Annotated in this window: 13 protein-coding genes and 3 tRNA genes; 3 read left to right on the top strand and 13 right to left on the bottom strand. The window is 48.8% G+C overall.

Going from position 1 to position 18,274, the window contains the following annotated elements:
* Window positions 1–11 precede the first annotated feature (11 nt).
* From truB to DWZ38_RS13745, 10 genes are all read right to left on the bottom strand, one after another.
* Window positions 12–902: a tRNA pseudouridine(55) synthase TruB gene (gene truB / locus DWZ38_RS13700; RefSeq protein WP_021925746.1), complete on the bottom strand. Its 891-nt coding sequence runs from the start codon at window positions 900–902 to the stop codon at window positions 12–14.
* Window positions 902–1,864 carry a bifunctional oligoribonuclease/PAP phosphatase NrnA gene (locus DWZ38_RS13705; protein WP_021925745.1) on the bottom strand — a complete coding sequence of 321 codons (963 nt, stop codon included), beginning with the start codon at window positions 1,862–1,864 and terminating at the stop codon, window positions 902–904. The genes truB and DWZ38_RS13705 overlap by 1 nt, the downstream gene beginning before the upstream one ends.
* Before the next feature lie 108 nt (window positions 1,865–1,972).
* Window positions 1,973–2,374, bottom strand: a complete 402-nt coding sequence (rbfA, locus tag DWZ38_RS13710) for a 30S ribosome-binding factor RbfA (protein ID WP_021925744.1) — start codon at window positions 2,372–2,374, stop codon at window positions 1,973–1,975.
* A 91-nt stretch (window positions 2,375–2,465) separates the two neighbouring features.
* Window positions 2,466–5,447, bottom strand: coding sequence for a translation initiation factor IF-2 (gene infB, locus DWZ38_RS13715; protein ID WP_347519785.1), 2,982 nt, complete (start codon window positions 5,445–5,447; stop codon window positions 2,466–2,468).
* Between the two features lie 55 nt (window positions 5,448–5,502).
* Complete coding sequence (locus DWZ38_RS13720) at window positions 5,503–5,823, bottom strand: ribosomal L7Ae/L30e/S12e/Gadd45 family protein (RefSeq protein WP_021926473.1); 321 nt, start codon at window positions 5,821–5,823, stop codon at window positions 5,503–5,505.
* Window positions 5,810–6,088, bottom strand: a complete 279-nt coding sequence (locus DWZ38_RS13725) for a YlxR family protein (RefSeq protein WP_021926472.1) — start codon at window positions 6,086–6,088, stop codon at window positions 5,810–5,812. The genes DWZ38_RS13720 and DWZ38_RS13725 overlap by 14 nt, the downstream gene beginning before the upstream one ends.
* Window positions 6,072–7,271, bottom strand: coding sequence for a transcription termination factor NusA (nusA, locus tag DWZ38_RS13730; RefSeq protein ID WP_021926471.1), 1,200 nt, complete (start codon window positions 7,269–7,271; stop codon window positions 6,072–6,074). Before nusA ends, DWZ38_RS13725 begins: the two co-directional genes overlap by 17 nt.
* Window positions 7,272–7,342: 71 nt before the next feature.
* Window positions 7,343–7,807, bottom strand: coding sequence for a ribosome maturation factor RimP (gene rimP / locus DWZ38_RS13735; protein ID WP_117853558.1), 465 nt, complete (start codon window positions 7,805–7,807; stop codon window positions 7,343–7,345).
* A gap of 195 nt (window positions 7,808–8,002) precedes the next feature.
* Complete coding sequence (locus DWZ38_RS13740) at window positions 8,003–10,249, bottom strand: DNA topoisomerase (ATP-hydrolyzing) (RefSeq protein ID WP_021926469.1); 2,247 nt, start codon at window positions 10,247–10,249, stop codon at window positions 8,003–8,005.
* Window positions 10,250–10,310: 61 nt separating this feature from the next.
* Window positions 10,311–12,236: a DNA gyrase subunit B gene (locus DWZ38_RS13745; protein ID WP_021926468.1), complete on the bottom strand. Its 1,926-nt coding sequence runs from the start codon at window positions 12,234–12,236 to the stop codon at window positions 10,311–10,313.
* A 375-nt stretch (window positions 12,237–12,611) separates the two neighbouring features.
* Here DWZ38_RS13745 and DWZ38_RS13755 point away from each other — a divergent pair.
* The 3 genes from DWZ38_RS13755 to DWZ38_RS13765 all read left to right on the top strand — a co-directional run bounded on the left by DWZ38_RS13755 (window position 12,612) and on the right by DWZ38_RS13765 (window position 12,923).
* Window positions 12,612–12,683 (top strand) — tRNA-Glu (locus tag DWZ38_RS13755).
* 48 nt (window positions 12,684–12,731) lie between these two features.
* Window positions 12,732–12,803: transfer RNA gene (locus DWZ38_RS13760), tRNA-Glu, on the top strand.
* A 48-nt stretch (window positions 12,804–12,851) separates the two neighbouring features.
* Window positions 12,852–12,923: transfer RNA gene (locus tag DWZ38_RS13765), tRNA-Glu, on the top strand.
* A 231-nt stretch (window positions 12,924–13,154) separates the two neighbouring features.
* Here DWZ38_RS13765 and DWZ38_RS13770 read toward each other — a convergent pair.
* From DWZ38_RS13770 to DWZ38_RS13780, 3 genes are all read right to left on the bottom strand, one after another.
* On the bottom strand, window positions 13,155–15,314 hold the full coding sequence (locus DWZ38_RS13770; protein WP_021926467.1) for an RNA degradosome polyphosphate kinase: 2,160 nt from the start codon (window positions 15,312–15,314) through the stop codon (window positions 13,155–13,157).
* 11 nt (window positions 15,315–15,325) lie between these two features.
* On the bottom strand, window positions 15,326–16,861 hold the full coding sequence (locus tag DWZ38_RS13775) for an HD domain-containing protein (protein WP_021926466.1): 1,536 nt from the start codon (window positions 16,859–16,861) through the stop codon (window positions 15,326–15,328).
* Window positions 16,862–16,938: 77 nt separating this feature from the next.
* A complete protein-coding gene (locus tag DWZ38_RS13780; RefSeq protein WP_117853482.1) occupies window positions 16,939–18,249 on the bottom strand; it encodes an ATP-binding protein in 1,311 nt (436 codons plus the stop codon).
* Between the last annotated feature and the right edge of the window lie 25 nt (window positions 18,250–18,274).

Genomic DNA, 18,274 nt, shown 5'->3' on the forward strand with positions numbered 1-18,274 from the left:
ATATCCTCCTGTCAAAACATCTTTACCGGATAATATTTCTTTTTCCCCTTATCCCACTGAAAAATACCTGTAAATGTTTTGTCACTGGCATACATGCGCACCCAGCCCTCTTTGTGCTGGGGACTTACCAGATTCTCAGACAGCGGATTGCCGTTTAACAAAAGCCTGTCCCCGTAGGAATCCGCATAAACTGCGGGATAATCCGCCAGAACCTGTTCCACCGGATAGATCTGATCCTGGATGGTTCCTTCTTCCATAGCTGCCTGTACCTCTGAAAGGGTGTGGCTCTCTTCCAGGGAAAATCTGCCCACCTTTGTGCGGAGCAGCTCTTCCATGCAGCCGCCGCAGCCAAGCTTCTCCCCCACATCATGGCACAGGGTGCGGATGTAGGTTCCTTTGCTGCAGGTTACCCGGATTTTCACCAGGGGAAGATGGATTTCCAGCGGCTCTATCTCATAAAAGCACACCGGACGTGCCTTTCTCTCTACGGTTTTGCCTTCTCTTGCCAGCTCATAAAGCTTCTTTCCATCCACCTTCAGGGCGGAATACATAGGCGGAACCTGCATCTGCTCCCCTACAAAGCTTCTCAGCACTTCTTTTACTTCTTCCTCTGTGACAGACACCTCCCTTTCCTTCAGGACTGCCCCCGACATGTCCTGGGTGTCTGTGGTGATGCCAAGATGAAGCACAGCCTCATAGGTTTTCTCCTTGTCTGTAAGAAGATCCACCAGCTTGGTTCCTTTTCCAAGAGCCACCGGAAGCACTCCTGTTGCATCCGGGTCCAGAGTGCCTGTATGGCCGATCTTCTTCATATGGAGGATTCCCCGAAGCTTGGCAACCACGTCGTGAGAGGTGAAGCCTTTTTCTTTATGAATTACAATAATTCCCTGAAATTCTGCCATTACTCATCCTGTCCTAAAAGCTGTTTTTCGATCTGTTCTGAAATATTGTTGATTACATCATACATGGAGCCAGCCAGGTCGCAGCCTGCAGCCCTGATATGGCCGCCGCCGCCAAAGTAGGATGCGATCTTGCTTACATCCACTTTTCCATTGGAACGAAGTGACACCTTGAACAGCTGGCTTGCATGCTCATAGATAAACATTGCCACTTCCACGCCCTTTGTCAGGCGAAGCTGGCTTACGATTCCGTCCAGGTCAGCAGGCTGTACGCCGTAGAACTCCATATCACGCATTTTCATGTAGCCCACAATGCATTTGCCGTCCAGAAGCATAATGCTCTCTGCCAGCACACGTCCCATAACCTGGTTCTGGATATAGCTCTTCTGGTAAAAGGACTGGTCGATAATGTTGGAGAAATCCACACCTTTTGCCATCAGGTCACCTGCAATGCGCATGGTGTCCGGGGATGTGGAAGAATACTGGAACACGCCTGTGTCGTGGATCATTCCCGTATAGATGGCAGTTGCAATGTCCAGGTCGATCTTCTCTTTGTCCAGAAGGCTGTACAGTACCTCACTTGCGGAGCTGATCTCGCCCTTTACATGATTGGTATCTGCAAAGCCCGGATTGCTGATATGATGGTCAATGCAGACTGTCTTTTTCGCATGGGCAAAATGCTCCCTTGCCACAGCCAGACGGTCCAGTGCACTTACGTCGCAGGTTACAAAAAGATCATATTCCTTCTCTTCCCCTGCCTCATATTTCACTTCATCCATGCAGGCAATATGTCCGAATACCGGCTTTGGCTTCTCCAGATAAATGTCTGCGTGAATCTTCGGATACCACTTTTTGATATACAGATAAAGTGCCATGCAGGAACCTACGCAGTCGCCGTCCGGGCGCACATGTCCGCCGATTCCCATAGTCTTCACACCATCCAGGATTTCTTCGATTCTTTCCATTCCTTCACCTCATTATTCTCATCGCGGCGGCCAGCCACTTGACCGCTGGCCGCCGTTTCACGATGCACAAAAATCATGCACACTGTAGTTTCACACTCTTCTGCTGAACTATTCCTCGTTTGCGTCTGCTGCTTCTTCCTCGCCGCTTCTTAAGTGATCATGCTCAATCACATCATCGATCAGCTTGGACATATTTACGCCGTACTCAATGGACTCGTCCAGGATAAAACGGATCTCCGGAGTGTTGCGAAGATTCAGGTTCTTTGCAAGCTGACGGCGGATGTAGCCTTCTGCGCTTTTCAGGCCGCTGATGGTGGATTTCTTGGATTCCTCACTGCCAAGCACGCTGATAAAAGCCTTGCAGGTCTTAAGGTCCGGTGCAACCTCCACAGCCATCACAGATGTCATGGGATGGATGCGCGGGTCCTTGATCTCACCGCGGATGATATTGCTCAGTTCTTTTTGAACCTCTGCATTGATCCTGGTATTTTTGATACTGTTTTTTCTCATGATTGGTCTCTCCTATACAGGTGCGCCCGTAGCATATGAAAAATTGGGAGCAAATACCCATTGCCCCCAATTTTTATTTTTCAAACAGGCTCTAGCGCGGCACCTCAACCATAATATATGCTTCTACTTTGTCTTCTTCTTTTACGTCGTTGAAATCCTGGAATACAAGACCGCACTCATATCCCGCACGAACTTCCTTGACATCATCTTTAAATCTCTTAAGGGAAGCCAGCTCGCCTTCGTAAATCTGGTCCTCTCCTCTGCTGATGCGGACCTTGCAGCCTCTCTGGAAGGTACCGTCAAGCACATAGCTTCCTGCGATGGTTCCGACACCGGAAGCCTTGAACAGCTGACGAACCTCTGCATGGCCGATTACCTTCTCCTCGAATACCGGATCCAGCATACCCTTCATGGCAGCTTCCACATCCTCGATTGCCTGGTAGATAACCTTGTACAGACGAAGGTCTACGCCCTCCTGCTCAGCAAGCTGCTTCGCTGTGGTATCCGGACGTACGTTAAATCCGATGATGATGGCATTTGAGGTAGCAGCAAGGCTGACATCGGACTCATTGATGGCACCAACACCGCCATGGATCACTCTTACTACAACTTCCTCATTGGAAAGCTTCACAAGACTCTGCTTAACAGCCTCTACAGAACCCTGAACATCGGCTTTGACAATGATCGGAAGCTCTTTCAGATCGCTTGCCTGGATCTGGTCAAACAGATTATCCAGGGAAAGCTTGCCTTTGGTTTCCTCAAGAAGACGGTTCTTGTTCTCGGAAACAAATGCTGCTGCAAAGTTCTTTGCTTCTTTATCGTTCTCAAAGGACATGAGAACCTCACCTGCGTTTGGCACATCGCCAAGGCCAAGGATCTCTACCGGAGTAGACGGGCCAGCCTGTTTTACACGGCGTCCCTTATCATCCATCATGGCACGTACTTTACCGCTGCATGCGCCTGCTGCAATAAAATCTCCTACATGAAGGGTACCCTTCTGTACAAGGATGGTGGCAACCGGTCCTTTACCCTTATCCAGCTGAGCCTCAATGACAAGACCTCTTGCTGCACGGTTCGGGTTGGCTTTCAGCTCGGAAACCTCTGCAGTTAACAGGATCATCTCAAGAAGGTCATCGATTCCCTCACCAGTCTTTGCAGATACCGGTACGAACGGGGTAGTTCCGCCCCAGTCTTCCGGAATCAGCTCATACTCGGAAAGCTCCTGTTTTACACGCTCGATGTTTGCGCTTGGCTTATCGATCTTGTTGATGGCAACGATGATCTCTACGCCAGCTGCCTTTGCATGGCTGATCGCCTCTACAGTCTGAGGCATGACACCATCGTCTGCTGCTACTACAAGGACTGCGATATCTGTGGAGTTTGCTCCACGCATACGCATGGCAGTAAATGCCTCATGTCCAGGTGTATCAAGGAAGGTGATCTTCTGGCCGTTGATGTCAACTACATAAGCACCGATGTGCTGTGTGATTCCGCCGGCCTCGCCTCTTGTTACATTTGTCTTACGGATTGCATCCAGAAGGGAGGTTTTACCATGGTCAACATGACCCATAACGCAGACTACAGGCGGTCTGGAAACCATTGTGGACTCATCTTCCTCTTCCTCTTTCAGAAGCTCCTCGATAACGTCTACCTTCTCCTCTTTCTCTGCAATAATATCAAATCCAAGAGCGATCTCCTCTGCCTGCTCGAAATCGATCTCATGGTTTACAGTTACCATCTGGCCTTCCATAAACAACTTCTTCACGATTGCAGATGGCTGCATCTTCATAGCCTCAGCAAGCTCGCGGATGGTAAGCTTCTCCGGAATTGTGATCTCCTTGATCTCCGGCTTCTTCTCTTCCTGCTTTGGCTGCGGAGCTGGCTTCTGAAGGGCTTTCGGAATTCTGGACATCTGATTTCTTCCGCCCTGGTTCGGTCTGTGTCCGCCGCCTGAGGTCTTATCAAAATCTTTCTTCTTGTTCTTATTCTCTCTGTCGCGCTCACGCTTGCTGTCCTTGGATGTCTTGGTCAGCTCCGGTGTGAAGATGGCATCGGATCCTCCGCTTCTTCTTGCGCCGCCGGAACGCTGGCCGCCCTGGTGGTTCTGTCCGCCGAAGCGTCCCTCACTGCGTCCTTCGTCCTTGCCTCCGAAACGTCCCTGGCCGCCCTGTGGCCTTCCCTGGCCAAATCTGCCGCCATTTCCATTACGGTTGTCACGATTATCTCCCTGACGGAAATTACGTCCGTTTCCATCACCCTGACGCGGGCCTCTGTTCTGGGAATCGCCCTGTCTTGCAGGTCTTCCCTGGCCGTCACCGTTTCTGTTTCCGCGGAACTGTCCCTGGCCGCCCTGGGATCTTCCCTGACCGAATCTGCCGCCGTTTCCGCCTCGGTTGTCACGGTTGTTGTCGCGGTTCTCTCCCTGACGGAAACCTCGTCCGCCCTGCTGGCCGTTTCTGTTATCAGAATTCTGGCCGCCCTGGCGTGATCCATTCTCATTTCTGTTCTGCTGGCCTGCCGGTTTTGCAGATGCTTCATTCTGCGCTTTGGCCGGCTGTGCATTCTGAGTCTTTGCAGGCTGCTCTGCCTTTGGTGCGCTTGCCTGTGCTACAGCTTTTGGAGCCTCAGTCTTAGCTGGTGCACTCTGGGCCTTTACAGGCTGCTCTGCCTTTGGTGCGCTTGTCTGTGCCACTGGCTTTGCAGGTGCTTCAGCTTTGGCTGGTGTGCCTGCCTGTGCTGCAGGACGGGCGCCCTGTGGACGGGCCTTCTTCTCTCCTGCCGGTTTCTTTCTGTTCTTTCCGCCGTCACTTGCATTCTGTGCATGGTATACGCGGATAATATTCTTTTTCTTCTTCGGTGCCTCTGCACCGTCGCCTTCTTTCTTTACTGATACTTTCTGCTCTTCTGTCTTAGGAGTCTCCAATGTTATTCCTTTCTCCTTTCCCGTATCTATCTCTTTTTTAGGTCTGTTTTTCTTATCTACTCGTTTTAATGGTCTTTCGTCCTGTGCAGACATGCTCCTTTTGATGGTCATCTGCCATGCCTCCCTTTCACCAGAATCCAAACTATTCACCAGGAACTCTTAAAAGCATTCCCGGGAATACTTTTTCCTCTTTGGTGTCAGGTTTTCAGCACTCTCTGCCTTCTTTTCCCAGAACTTTCATGATAGCCTGTGCAAAATTGGCATCCTGCACGGCAAGGCTGGCACGAAATTCTTTGCCCATGGCATGGCCAAGGGCCTCTTTGTCAGAAAGGATGTATAAAGGCACTTCGTAGTAGGTACACATATTCCGGAACTTCTTCTTTGTATTCTCGGAAGAATCCCCTGCTACAATGGCCAGGTATCCTTTGCCTGTCTTCACGGATTTCTCGGTGGAAAATTCTCCGCTGACGGTTTTTCCCGCCTTCGTTGCCAGTCCGATCAGGGATAATGCTTTATTGTTCTCCAATACTATCAAACTCCTTCTCAAGGCTTTCATAAACCTCTTCCGGAATAGACGCCTTCAAAGAACGCTCCAGTCCGTGGTTCTTTCTTGCTTTTTCCAGGCATTCCCGGGAAAAGCAGATGTAGGCTCCCCGACCGTTTTTCTTGCCTGTAACATCCAGAACGATCTCATCCTCAGCGGTTTTTAATACCCTGATCATTTCTTTTTTATTTTTCATTTCTCTGCAGCCAGTACACTGGCGCATGGGAATCTTATTCTTCGTCTTCATTCTCTGCTGCGTCCTCAGTTACCTCAGACTCATCCTGGGCAGGAGCTTCTGCCTCCTCATCTGCAGCTGCTTCTTCGGAGGCTTCCTCGTACTCATCCTCATCGTAGTACTCGTCATCTTCCTCATCATAATCATAGAAGTCGCCGGATTCTCTTGCCTGAGTCTCACTCTTGATATCAATCTTAAAGCCTGTCAGGCGGGCTGCAAGGCGGGCATTCTGTCCTTCCTTGCCGATTGCAAGGGAAAGCTGGTAATCCGGTACTACAACCAGTGCAGTCTTCTCATCCGGATCCGCCATAACAGCGATTACCTTCGCCGGGCTTAATGCGTTCTCAATGAGAATGGCCGGGTTCTCATCCCAGTTGATGATGTCGATCTTCTCGCCGCGAAGCTCGTTTACGATGGCGCTGACACGGGCTCCGTTTACACCAACGCATGCTCCAACCGGATCTACGTCAGGATCGTTGCTCCATACAGCAAGCTTGGTACGGGATCCAGCCTCACGTGCAATGCTCTTGATCTCAACAGTTCCGTCCTTTACCTCTGCTACTTCGGATTCAAAAAGACGTTTTACAAGGCCCGGATGTGTTCTGGATACCAGGATGCGCGGTCCTTTCGGGGTATCCTTCACTTCCAGAATGTACACTTTGATTCTCTCAGTAGGCTTGAAGGTCTCACCCTTTACCTGCTCGTTCTCACCAAGGATAGCGTCTGCTTTTCCAAGGTTTACGCTCACATTGTGTCCAACCACACGCTGCACGATACCGGTTACAACCTCTTTCTCATTGCCGTGGTACTGGTCAAAGAGAACCTTGCGCTCTTCCTCGCGGATCTTCTGAAGGATAACGTTCTTCGCATTCTGTGTGGCGATACGGCCGAATTTGTCAGAATGGATCGGAACCTTAATAATGTCGCCGATCTCAGCATTGGTGTTCTGCTTCTGTGCTTCCACCAGGGAAATCTCTTCTGCAGGATCGTCTACAAACTCCACAACGGTACGGTCTGCAAATACGCTGAAATCACCGGTCTCTCTGTTGATGGTTACGTGTACATTGTCAGCTTTTCCAAAATGATTCTTGTATGCCTGGATCAGGGACTGCTCAATGGCATCCAGCAGAGTTTCCTTGCTGATGTTTTTGTCGCGTTCCAGTTCATCCAGAGCACCCATTAACTCCTTGTTCATTTTTCTTATTTCCTCCTTTTTGCTTTCCAGTTTAATCGCTCATCAGACTGCCGCAAAAGCGACAGGTCCTTTTAGAAATCAATTGCCAGACGTACCAGTGCAATGTCCTTCTTGTCAAAGGTGCGGGGAGTTCCTTCCTCGTCGATGGTCACACTGTTATTATCATATGCTGCTAGTTCACCGCAAAATTCTTTTTGCTTTTCGATTGGCCGGTAGGTTCTGATTTCTACCAGTTTGCCAATGCTTCTGGCAAAATCCTTTTCTTTCTTCAGCGGTCTGTCAAGTCCCGGAGAGCTGATCTCCATAATGTAGCTGTCTTCGATGAAATCATCCTCGTCCAGCTTGTCGCTGAAAGCTCTGCTTACTGTCTCGCAGTCATTCACTGTGATTCCGCCGGGTTTGTCAATGTAGCCTCGCAGGTACCAGGTTCCTGCTTTCTTCACATATTCTACATCGACCAACTCGAATCCGTTGCTCTCAACGATGGGTGCCAGCATTGCTTCTGCTTTCTGTTCGTACTCTTCTTTTCTGCTCATTTTTCCCACCTGCCTTTCCATGTCAGTGGCTGTAGCCCGCAGCAAACATTACTGTTCACTCCTGACCAGTAACGCTTTTCGTGCCGCACAGCGATCCTTATCAGCAAAAGGAGTGGGCTCACGCCCACTCCTCTGTCAACAAGTTCTGATTTTCTTCATTCTAACACCTTTATATCCAAATTGCAAGGGCTATTTTCAAATTCTGGGTTTTGTGCCCTTGGTGTCACGCTTGGCAAGCTTTACCTTATTCAGAGAGTAAGGCTTGTCGTGATAGGTGATGGTGTATTCCTGGCGGGGCTCGATGAGGTAAGCGTGCTCCAGCACATCCCCTTCTGCAAGCTTCATGCCTCTTACACCCACGGAGGTTTTCTTCATTGCAGATACATCGTTTTTCAGAATGCGAAGGAAATAGCCGCCCTGGCTCTGGAAAACGATCTGCTCCATCTCATCTGCAGGTCCTACAAAGATCAGCGCATCCTCTTCCCCAAGCTTTGTGGAAGCAATGGTTCTCTTGGAAACATCAAACTCGCTTCCAGCCACAAGCTTGCACATGGAAGTCTTTGTGACAAACAGAAGGCTGGAAAGCTTCACCTGTCCCACAGGGACCACATAAAGGATCTGCTCCTGGGTGCTGTCATAGTTGCTCAGATTATCAACCGGAGTTCCCTTATCCCGGAAGCGTACCAGCGGAATATCCACAACCTTAATGGAATGCATCCGACCCATATCTGTGAAAATACAGATCTTATCTGTATTCATGCAGGTAAATACGAATTTGTTCTCTGCATGGGCTGCCTCTTTGTTGCGCTCATAGGCATTCCTGTCAATAACACGCATATAGCCGAAGCGGTCCATAAGGAAGCAGACTTCTGTCTCTTCCATTTTCTTCTCTTCGTATACAGCTTCCTCTGCGTTCTCAATAACGGTGCGTCTCTTTGTGCCATACTCTTTTTTGATTCCATCCAGTTCCTCGATGATCACATTGCACATGGAATCATAGTTGTTCAGAATATCTTCATAAGAAGCAATGTTCTTCATGGTCTGATCATACTCCGCCTGAAGCGCTTCAATCTCCAGTCCGATAAGACGGTACAGACGCATCTCCAGAATGGCAGTTGCCTGGTTCTCTGTAAATTTCAGATTCTTCGCAGCCTTCTCGCTTGCCTTGGACTTGAATTTGATTCCCTCTGTGATGCCCTCCACCAGGCATTTCTTTACCTGCTCCCGGTTCTTGCTTCCACGAAGGATTTCGATGATCAGGTCGATCACATCGCAGGCCTTGATTAGACCTTCCTGAATCTCTTTTTTCTCCAGTTCTTTCCCAAGAAGGGTTTTGTATTTGCGGGTGGTTACCTCAAACACAAAATCCACATGATGCTCGATGATCTGCTTCAGGCTTAATGTCTCCGGCCGGCCGTTTGCAACAGCCAGCATGTTTACCCCGAAGGTATCCTCAAGTCTGGTTTTCTTGTAGAGCATGTTGGTAAGGTTCTCTACATCTGCGTCCCTTTTCAGTTCCAGCACAATGCGGATTCCCTCTTTGGAGGACTGGTTGGAAATATCCACAATATCTGTAGTTTTCTTAGTCTCCACAAGGGATGCCACATCATTTAAGAATTTTCCAATGTTGGCTCCGATCATGGTATAAGGGATCTCGGTGATCACCAGCTGCTGGCGGCCGCCCTTTAATTTCTCCACTTCTACTTTTCCGCGAAGACGGAGCTTGCCGGAACCGGTCTCGTAAATATTCAGAAGGTCGTCCTTATTGACCACAAGGCCTCCTGTTGGGAAATCCGGTCCCTTCAGATAACGCATCAGGCCTTTGACGCTGATGTCATTATTCTTGATGTAAGCTTTCACCGCATCCACAACCTCTCCCAGATTGTGAGGGGGAATGCTGGTTGCCATACCAACTGCAATGCCGTCTGCTCCGTTTACCAGAAGATTGGGAACCTTTACCGGAAGCACCACAGGCTCCTTCTCTGTCTCATCGAAGTTTGGCATAAAGTCTACCACGTTTTTGTCCAGATCAGCCAAAAAAACCTCCTGGGTCAGCTTCTCCAGCCTTGCTTCTGTATATCGCATGGCAGCGGCACCGTCGCCTTCAATAGAGCCGAAGTTTCCGTGGCCGTCTACCAGGATCTTGCCTTTCTTAAAATCCTGGGCCATCACCACCAGTGCCTCGTAAATAGAGCTGTCGCCGTGTGGATGATATTTACCCATGGTATCTCCCACAATACGGGCGCATTTACGGTAGGGTCGGTCATAACGGATTCCAAGCTCATACATATCATACAGGGTTCTTCTCTGTACCGGCTTCAGGCCGTCCCGCACATCCGGAAGTGCCCTGGAAATGATAACGCTCATGGCATAATCAATATAGGATTTCTGCATCACGTCCGCATAGTCCGTGGCAATTACATTTTCCTGTTTTGTTTCCATCGCTTATATTCCTCTCTGATGCAGCCTGCAGGCATTTTGGGCCTCCCAGGCGTGCGCTTCTTTATATATCCAGTTCTGCGTCTGTGGCATGCTCATAAATAAATGCTTTTCGCGGCGGTACATCGCTTCCCATAAGAATCTCTGTAACGCTGGATGCCATACGGGCATCCTCAATTTCCACACGCTTCATTCTTCTGGTCTCTGGGTTCAGTGTGGTCTCCCAGAGCTGCTGGGCATCCATCTCTCCAAGACCTTTGTATCTCTGAAGGGTAAAGCTTCCCGGCTTGTGGCTGCGGCGGTATTTTTCCAGCGCCTTGTCATCGTACAGGTACTCCTCCGCGCCCTTCTTTGGCATAACCTTGTAAAGAGGCGGCATAGCAATATAGACATGTCCCTCATAGATCAGCTCCGGCATAAACCGGTAGAACAAAGTCAGAAGAAGGGTGGAAATATGGGCACCGTCCACGTCCGCATCTGCCATGATCACGATCTTGTCATAGCGAAGCTTGGTGATATCAAAGTCATTTCCGTATCCTTCGGAAAATCCGCATCCAAAGGCATTGATCATGGTCTTGATCTCCGCATTGGCCAGCACCTTGTCAATGGTTGCCTTCTCAACATTCAGGATTTTTCCCCTAATGGGAAGGATGGCCTGGTAGTTACGGTCTCTGGCTGTTTTGGCGGAGCCGCCTGCGGAATCTCCCTCTACAATGAAAATCTCGCAAAGGGAAGGATCCTTTTTCTCACAGTTGGCCAGCTTGCCGTTGGAGTCGAAAGAATATTTCTGCTTGGTGAGAAGATTGGTCTTGGCACGCTCCTCTGTTTTGCGGATCTTGGCAGCCTTCTCTGCGCAGGACAAAATGGTCTTAAGGGTTTCCAGATTACGGTCGAAATAAAGCACCAGCTGCTCTGACATCACTTTTCCTGTTGCACGGGCAGCGTCCTGGTTGTCAAGCTTGGTCTTGGTCTGTCCCTCAAAGCGGGGTTCCGGGTGCTTGATGGAAACTACGGCAGTCATCCCGTTACGGATATCCGCACCTGTAAAGTTGGCATCTTTTTCCTTCAGGACGCCGATCTCACGGGCGTAACTGTTCATAACGGTGGTAAAGGTTGTCTTAAATCCAGTAAGATGGGTGCCGCCCTCTGCATTGTAAATATTGTTGCAAAAGCCCAGTACATTCTCACGGAATTCATTGGTGTACTGAAATGCAGCTTCCACCTGGATTCCGTCCGCTTCCCCTTTCAGGTACACTGGCTCGTGAAGAGCTTCTGAATTATGGTTCAGATCTTTAATATAGCCTACGATTCCATCCGGCTCATGATAAGTAATGTCCTCCGGCGTGTCCCCGCGAAGATCCATAAAATGGATGGTCAGCTCCGGGTTCAGGTAAGCAGTCTCATGAAGACGGCTTTTTACCTCTGTGGAGGAAAATCTTGTTTTCTCAAAAATCTCCGGGTCCGGAAGGAAATTGACGCAGGTTCCGGTCTGTCTGGTTCTGGAAAGCTTGGGGAGAAGTCCCTCCTCCAGCTCGATGGTCGGAACGCCTCTCTCATAGTGGTCGTGATGCACATAGCCGTCACGGCTGATCTTAATGTCAAGATAGGTAGACAGGGCGTTTACAACAGAAGATCCAACGCCGTGAAGACCGCCGCTTGTCTTGTATGCAGAATTGTCGAATTTGCCTCCAGCGTGAAGCGTGGTAAATACAAGACGCTCTGCGGATACGCCTTTTGCATGCATATCAACAGGGATTCCTCGTCCGTTATCCTTTACGGTACAGGAGCCGTCCTTCTCCAGGGTTACTTCTATATTGGAGCAGTAACCAGCCAGATGCTCATCTACCGCATTGTCCACAATCTCATAAATCAGATGGTTCAGACCCTTCCGGGATACACTTCCGATGTACATTCCCGGACGTTTCCGGACAGCCTCCAGTCCTTCCAGGACGGAAATACTCCCCGCGTCGTAAGTGTCTTTCTTTGCCATGGTGTTATTTCCTTTCTTTGCTTTGACAGCATAGATTTCAAATTAGGGACAAAAGACCTTTGGCCCCTGATATCATCATCATTTCAATGGTTATGAAAAGCGGACACAACTGTCCGCTTCTTCTGGTCTTATCTTATGTTCAAACATTCGTTCTATATAATACCCCACTTTATGGTAATTTTGCAAGCAGAAAATTTTCCAGGCCGCCCACAGTGCTTTTTTGTCTTTTGAAAGAAATTTTTGAAAAATTTTTGTGCCCGGAAACCCGCATGTTTCCCGGGTTTTTTCGTAGTTTTTGAAAAAATTTAAAAAAATTTGAAAAAAGTACTTGCATTCTTCCGGAAAGTAGGCTATACTATGCAAGTCGGTTGACAAGGCCAGTTGGTCAAGGGGTTAAGACGTCGCCCTCTCACGGCGAAAACACGAGTTCGATTCTCGTACTGGCTGCTTTATTTTCCGACAAATTGATACAGATGTTAAGCAAACCGCTTACATGGCCAGTTGGTCAAGGGGTTAAGACGTCGCCCTCTCACGGCGAAAACACGAGTTCGATTCTCGTACTGGCTGCTTTATTTTCCGACAAATTGATACAGATGTTAAGTAAACCGCTTACATGGCCAGATGGTCAAGGGGTTAAGACGTCGCCCTCTCACGGCGAAAACACGAGTTCGATTCTCGTACTGGCTGCTAGGAACTTCCGAAGTGATTCGGAAGTTTTTTTGTTGTATAAAAAGATATGCGGACGCCGTACTTACGCTCCATCGGACAGTTTCTTGCTCTGCGAATATTTTCCTAGAAACAAAACAAGGGAACAACCGTCATTAGAGCGTGTTTGAAAAATCATCCCCGCACTTCACCGTTGCTCCCTGTTTCACATTCTTAGCTGCCGCTCATTTTTTCGCGGCAGCCACCTATTTTTTACTCCTCAATATCCTCTGCAGGCTCTGCCGGAATAAACACTCTGGAGTTCTCATGCTTCTCCTTTTTCTTCAGGGCACGTGCTTTTTCTGTGGCCTCCCTGCAAAATTCCATCTGGGAATTGATCTGCACCTTTCCGCGTCTGTCTGTCTTCTCATAAGTTCCATCTGGCTGCAGAATATGAGCCTTCACATTATCCCTGAACTCCAGATCCAGAACATGCTTGATCTCGTCCTTGATCCGCTCGTCCTCAACCGGGAAAACAATCTCCACACGACGGTCCAGGTTACGGGGCATCCAGTCTGCACTTCCCATGTAAATCTCATCACTCTCGCCGTTTTTGAAGTAGAAAATACGGCTGTGTTCCAGGAAATTTCCTACAATGGAGCGCACGTGAATGTTCTCGCTGACTCCTGGAATTCCCACTCGCAGACAGCAGATTCCACGGATCAGAAGATAGATCTGCACGCCGCAGGAAGAAGCGTGATACAGTGCCGCAATGATCTTGGGATCACAAAGGGAGTTCATCTTCGCCACGATCATTCCCGGCATTCCCTTCTTGGCATGCTCCGCTTCTCTTTCGATCATTTTCAGGAAACGGTCCTTCATCCAGATCGGCGCCACGATCAGACGGTTCCAGCTCTTCGGCTCAGAATATCCGGAAAGCATGTTGAATACAGCAGTTGCGTCTTCCCCGAACCGCTCATCGCAGGTGAAAATACCGCAGTCTGTATACAGCTTGGCTGTAGAATCATTGTAGTTACCGGTTGCAAGATGCACATAACGGCGGATTCCCGTATCCTCACGGCGCACTACCAGGGTAATCTTGCTGTGGGTCTTCAGGCCAACCAGACCGTAAATAACATGGCAGCCTGCTTTTTCCAGCATTTTTGCCCACACAATGTTGTGCTCCTCATCAAAACGGGCCTTCAGTTCCACCAGAACAGAAACCTGCTTGCCGTTCTCTGCTGCCTGTGCAAGAGCCGCAATAATAGGGGAATTGCCGCTGACACGGTACAAAGTCTGCTTGATGGCCAGAACATCCGGATCCTTGGCAGCCTGGCGCACGAAATTTACAACCGGATCAAAGCTCATGTATGGATGGTGAAGGAACACATCTCCCTCCCGGATCACCTGGAAAATGTCCTTGCCGGCATCCGCAAATGCAGGAACTACAGCAGGGGTATATTTCGGCTCTTTATACTGGTCGAAGCCATCCTGGCCGTACACCTTCATCAGCATAGTCAGATCCAGAGGCCCGTTGATGTAGAAAATATCCTCTTCCTTAATGTCAAATTCCTTTTTCAGAATGCCAAGAAGTCTGGAATCGATCTTATCCTCCACTTCCAGGCGGATCACCTCGCCCCACTGGCGCTTTTTCAACTGCTTCTGGATCTCCACCAGAAGATCCTCAGCTCCGTCCTCGTCAATGGAAAGGTCCGCATTTCGCATAATACGGTAAGGATGCGCGCAGACTACATCATAACCCAGGAAAAGCTTGTCAATATTCCGCTCAATGATTTCCTCCAGAAGGATCACGGTAGTATCCTCTTTCTTTGCAGAAGGAATCACGATCACACGGGGCAGCACAGAAGGTACCTGAACGGTGGCAAACACCAGAACCTCCTTGCCTTTTTTCTTATCCTTTTTGGAAATCAGAGCTCCGATGTTCAAAGTCTTATTTCGGATCAGCGGAAACGGTCTGGAAGAATCCATTGCCATAGGGGTAAGCACCGGATACACATTATCCTCAAAATAACGGTCCACATACGCCTGCTGCTCCTCATTCAGTTTCTCATGCTCCATCACAAGGTGAAGCCCTACCTTCTCAAGAGCAGGCAGAAGGGAACGGTTCAGGGTGCTGTACTGGGAACGCACCAGCTCATGGGTCTGTGCGCTGATCTCCTTTAACTGCTCCTTCGGGCTCATGCCTGCAATGTCTGTTTTGGCGTAGCCTGCATGCACCTGATCCTTCAAAGACGCTACACGGACCATATAAAACTCATCCAGATTGGAAGACACAATACTGGTGAATTTCAGCCTTTCAAACAAAGGCAGGCTTTTATCTCTTGCTTCTGAGAGAACACGGTCGTCAAACTTCAGCCAGCTTAACTCCCTGTTCACAAAATATTCCGGTTTTTCAAAATTTTTCAGATCCATGGTGCCCCTCCTCACACTTTTCTCTTCCGCCTGAATACCAGGCGGATACCAAATACTTCTTCAAAAAATTCAACTTTATCCATCAGAAGTCCAAGCTCAAGGGAAATATCCTGCTCAGAATCAACCGTAAGAAGCAGTGTTCTGTCCTTCAGCACAGCTTTCATATTCTTGACCTTCTGGTAATGGCTGCGGTCCATGGCATTGGCAATGCGAAGGATGGCAGTCAGCTTGGCGATCAGCAGGTAAACAGAGCGGTCCATTCCGATCTCCCCTGCAATCTCCTGGTAGTAAACAAATTCCGTTGTGTTGTAGCGCACTGCATTTGCAATGATCTGCCGCTCCTCTGTGGATAGTCCGATGATTTCTGTTGCCATAATGATCCGATAGGAGCACTCCGCCACATCTCCCATGCTGATGTATTTTCCGCAGTCATGAAGCTGTACGGCAATCTGCAGAAGCAGCCGCTCCCGGTCGCCCATTCCATGTACCTTCTTCATGCTGTCAAAAATAGCCAGCGCCAGTTCTGTAGTTCCTTTGATATGATCTTTTCCGGTGGAATAGCGCTTTGCAATGTTATGCGCTGCCACCAGAATATCATTTTCAAAATTGTGCACACTCTTGATGAAATTCTTCTTTTCCCCAAAATCATAGGCGATTCCGTCCAGAAGGGAAACACCGGGCATCCAAAGGGCTTCTGCATTGAACAGGTCAATAAAGTCCTTGCAGATGACCATGGTAGGCACGATCAGAGCCGCATATTCCGGATCAATGTCCATCTCCTCCGCCAGTGCCTCCTCAGTTTTGTAAACCGTCTTTTCATAGCGGTTTAAAAACTCCGCCTTTGTGATAATGTTGTCCTGCCGTTCCTCTTTGAAAAGAGTCTCGGTAAGGAAATCTCCCATCAGAATCACGTTCTTAATGTCCCGGTCCTTCAGGTAAAGCCGCTTGAATCCGGTCAGGTCGTTGCGGATAAATTCTTCCACCAGCTGTGCGTAGTTGGTGTTGGTTTTCTCCAGCTCCTTCAGTCTCTGGCGGATACGCACGCTTCCCATTTTCAGGCTCTGGGTAGTCACAAGGGCATCCTTGTCAAACAGGGAAATCTGCAGGTTTCCTCCGCCTACATCCAGGATGGCAGTTCCTTTCTGGATCATTTTCTTGAAGCCGTTTTCGATGGCTGCAATAGATTTGTAGCCAAGGAAATGCTGTTCCGCATTGCTTAAAACCTCTACGTGGATTCCGGTTCTTCTGTAGATCTGCTCGATGATGATGATGGGATTTTTCATTTCCCGGAAAACGCTGGTGGTGCAGGCGCGGTATTCTTTTACCCCGTACTCCGCCATGATCCGCTTAAAATCTCCTAACACTTCGCAGATGGTATCTACCTTGTCTACTTCCATGGTTCCGCCAGAATATACTCCCACGCCAAGATTCAGGCGGTACCGGATATCGTCAACGGTCCGGAACCCGCCCTTCCTGGAAAACTCAAAAATCTTCATACTGATCTCGTATGAACTGATATCAATTGCCGCAAATGTGGTTACTGCCATACCTTATTTCCTCCTGCAAGGGTTATTTCTTGGCTGCCGGTCACGACTCCCCCGCCAGCCTTTGTCTGACATATGGATTACTGTTCTTCGCTGGTACCAAGTATATGATCGATAAACTGCTGTGCGGTTCTTCCCGTCAGGCCGCCATGGGAAAGTTCCCAGGCATTGGCTTTCATAAGAAGCTCCTCTGTCGGCATCGTGACTCCGTAACGCTCTGCCAAAGTCGTAACAATGTTCTGGAATTCCTTCTTGTTTGGCGCCCCGAAATAGATGCGCACGCCAAAGCGGTAAACCAGGGAAAGCTTCTCCTGTACGGTATCGGAGGAATGCAGATCTTCATCATCTGCTACCTCAAGCTTGTCTCCGGATTTCTCGCGCACAAGATGACGCCGGTTGCTGGTTGCATAGATCAGAATGTTGTCCGGCTTTTTCTCCAGGCCACCCTCGATCACAGCCTTCAGATATTTATATTCGATTTCAAATTCCTCAAAGGAAAGATCATCCATGTAAAGAATAAATTTGTAGTTGCGGTTCTTGATCTGGGCGATCACATCATTCAGATCCTGGAACTGATGCTTATACACCTCGATAATACGAAGTCCCTCGTCATAGTAGCGGTTCAGAATTCCCTTAATACTGGATGATTTACCGGTTCCCGCATCGCCGAAAAGCAGACAGTTGTTGGCTTTTCTTCCTCTTACAAAGGCTTCTGTATTCTCGATCAGCTTCTGCTTGGGAATCTCGTAGCCAACCAGATCGTCCAGGTTCACATGCGCGATTCTGGTAATAGGCGCGATCACCGACTTCCCGTCTTTGCCATGCTCAATGCGGAATGCCTTGTTAAGGCCCAGCTTTCCAACCCCGAAATCCTTATAAAACTGCACCATATCTGCCATAAATTCTTCCACAGTGGAAGCCTCTGCCAGACGTTTACTCGTGTCACAGATGCGGTCGCAGATTCTCTGGTTATACACCTTACTGTTGCATCCTGTATTCACATAATTGCAGAGAAAATCGGTGCAGTCTGTTCCAAAAGCTTTGTCAAAAACAGCAAGATCATAATCGTAAAGTTCCTTGAAAATCTCAAAGTCATGCATAGCCAGATGGTTGATGCTGCCCTTCACCGCGCCTCTGATCTCAGAAGCGGTGCTGAATGCGTTTTCGTGGTTTACCAGAAGCTGTGTCAGGTAATTGTGCCACAGATTCCCGGAAAATCCGTACATTCCAGCCATCTCCACCAGGCTTCCTGCCATATGGAAAAATTCTTCCTTCCGGTTTTCAAAGCCTTCTTCTTTTGCCTCATAGCTGTTCATCAGTGATGTCATTGTGTCCAGTATCTCACCGTTTTCAAAATCACGGTAAAGGATACATTCCTGTGTTCTTGCCATTTTTGTTTCCTCTCAATTTCATGGT

The sequence above is a fragment of the Ruminococcus sp. AF31-8BH genome, from assembly GCF_003460605.1.
Taxonomy (GTDB): Bacteria; Bacillota; Clostridia; order Lachnospirales; family Lachnospiraceae; genus Blautia_A; species Blautia_A acetigignens.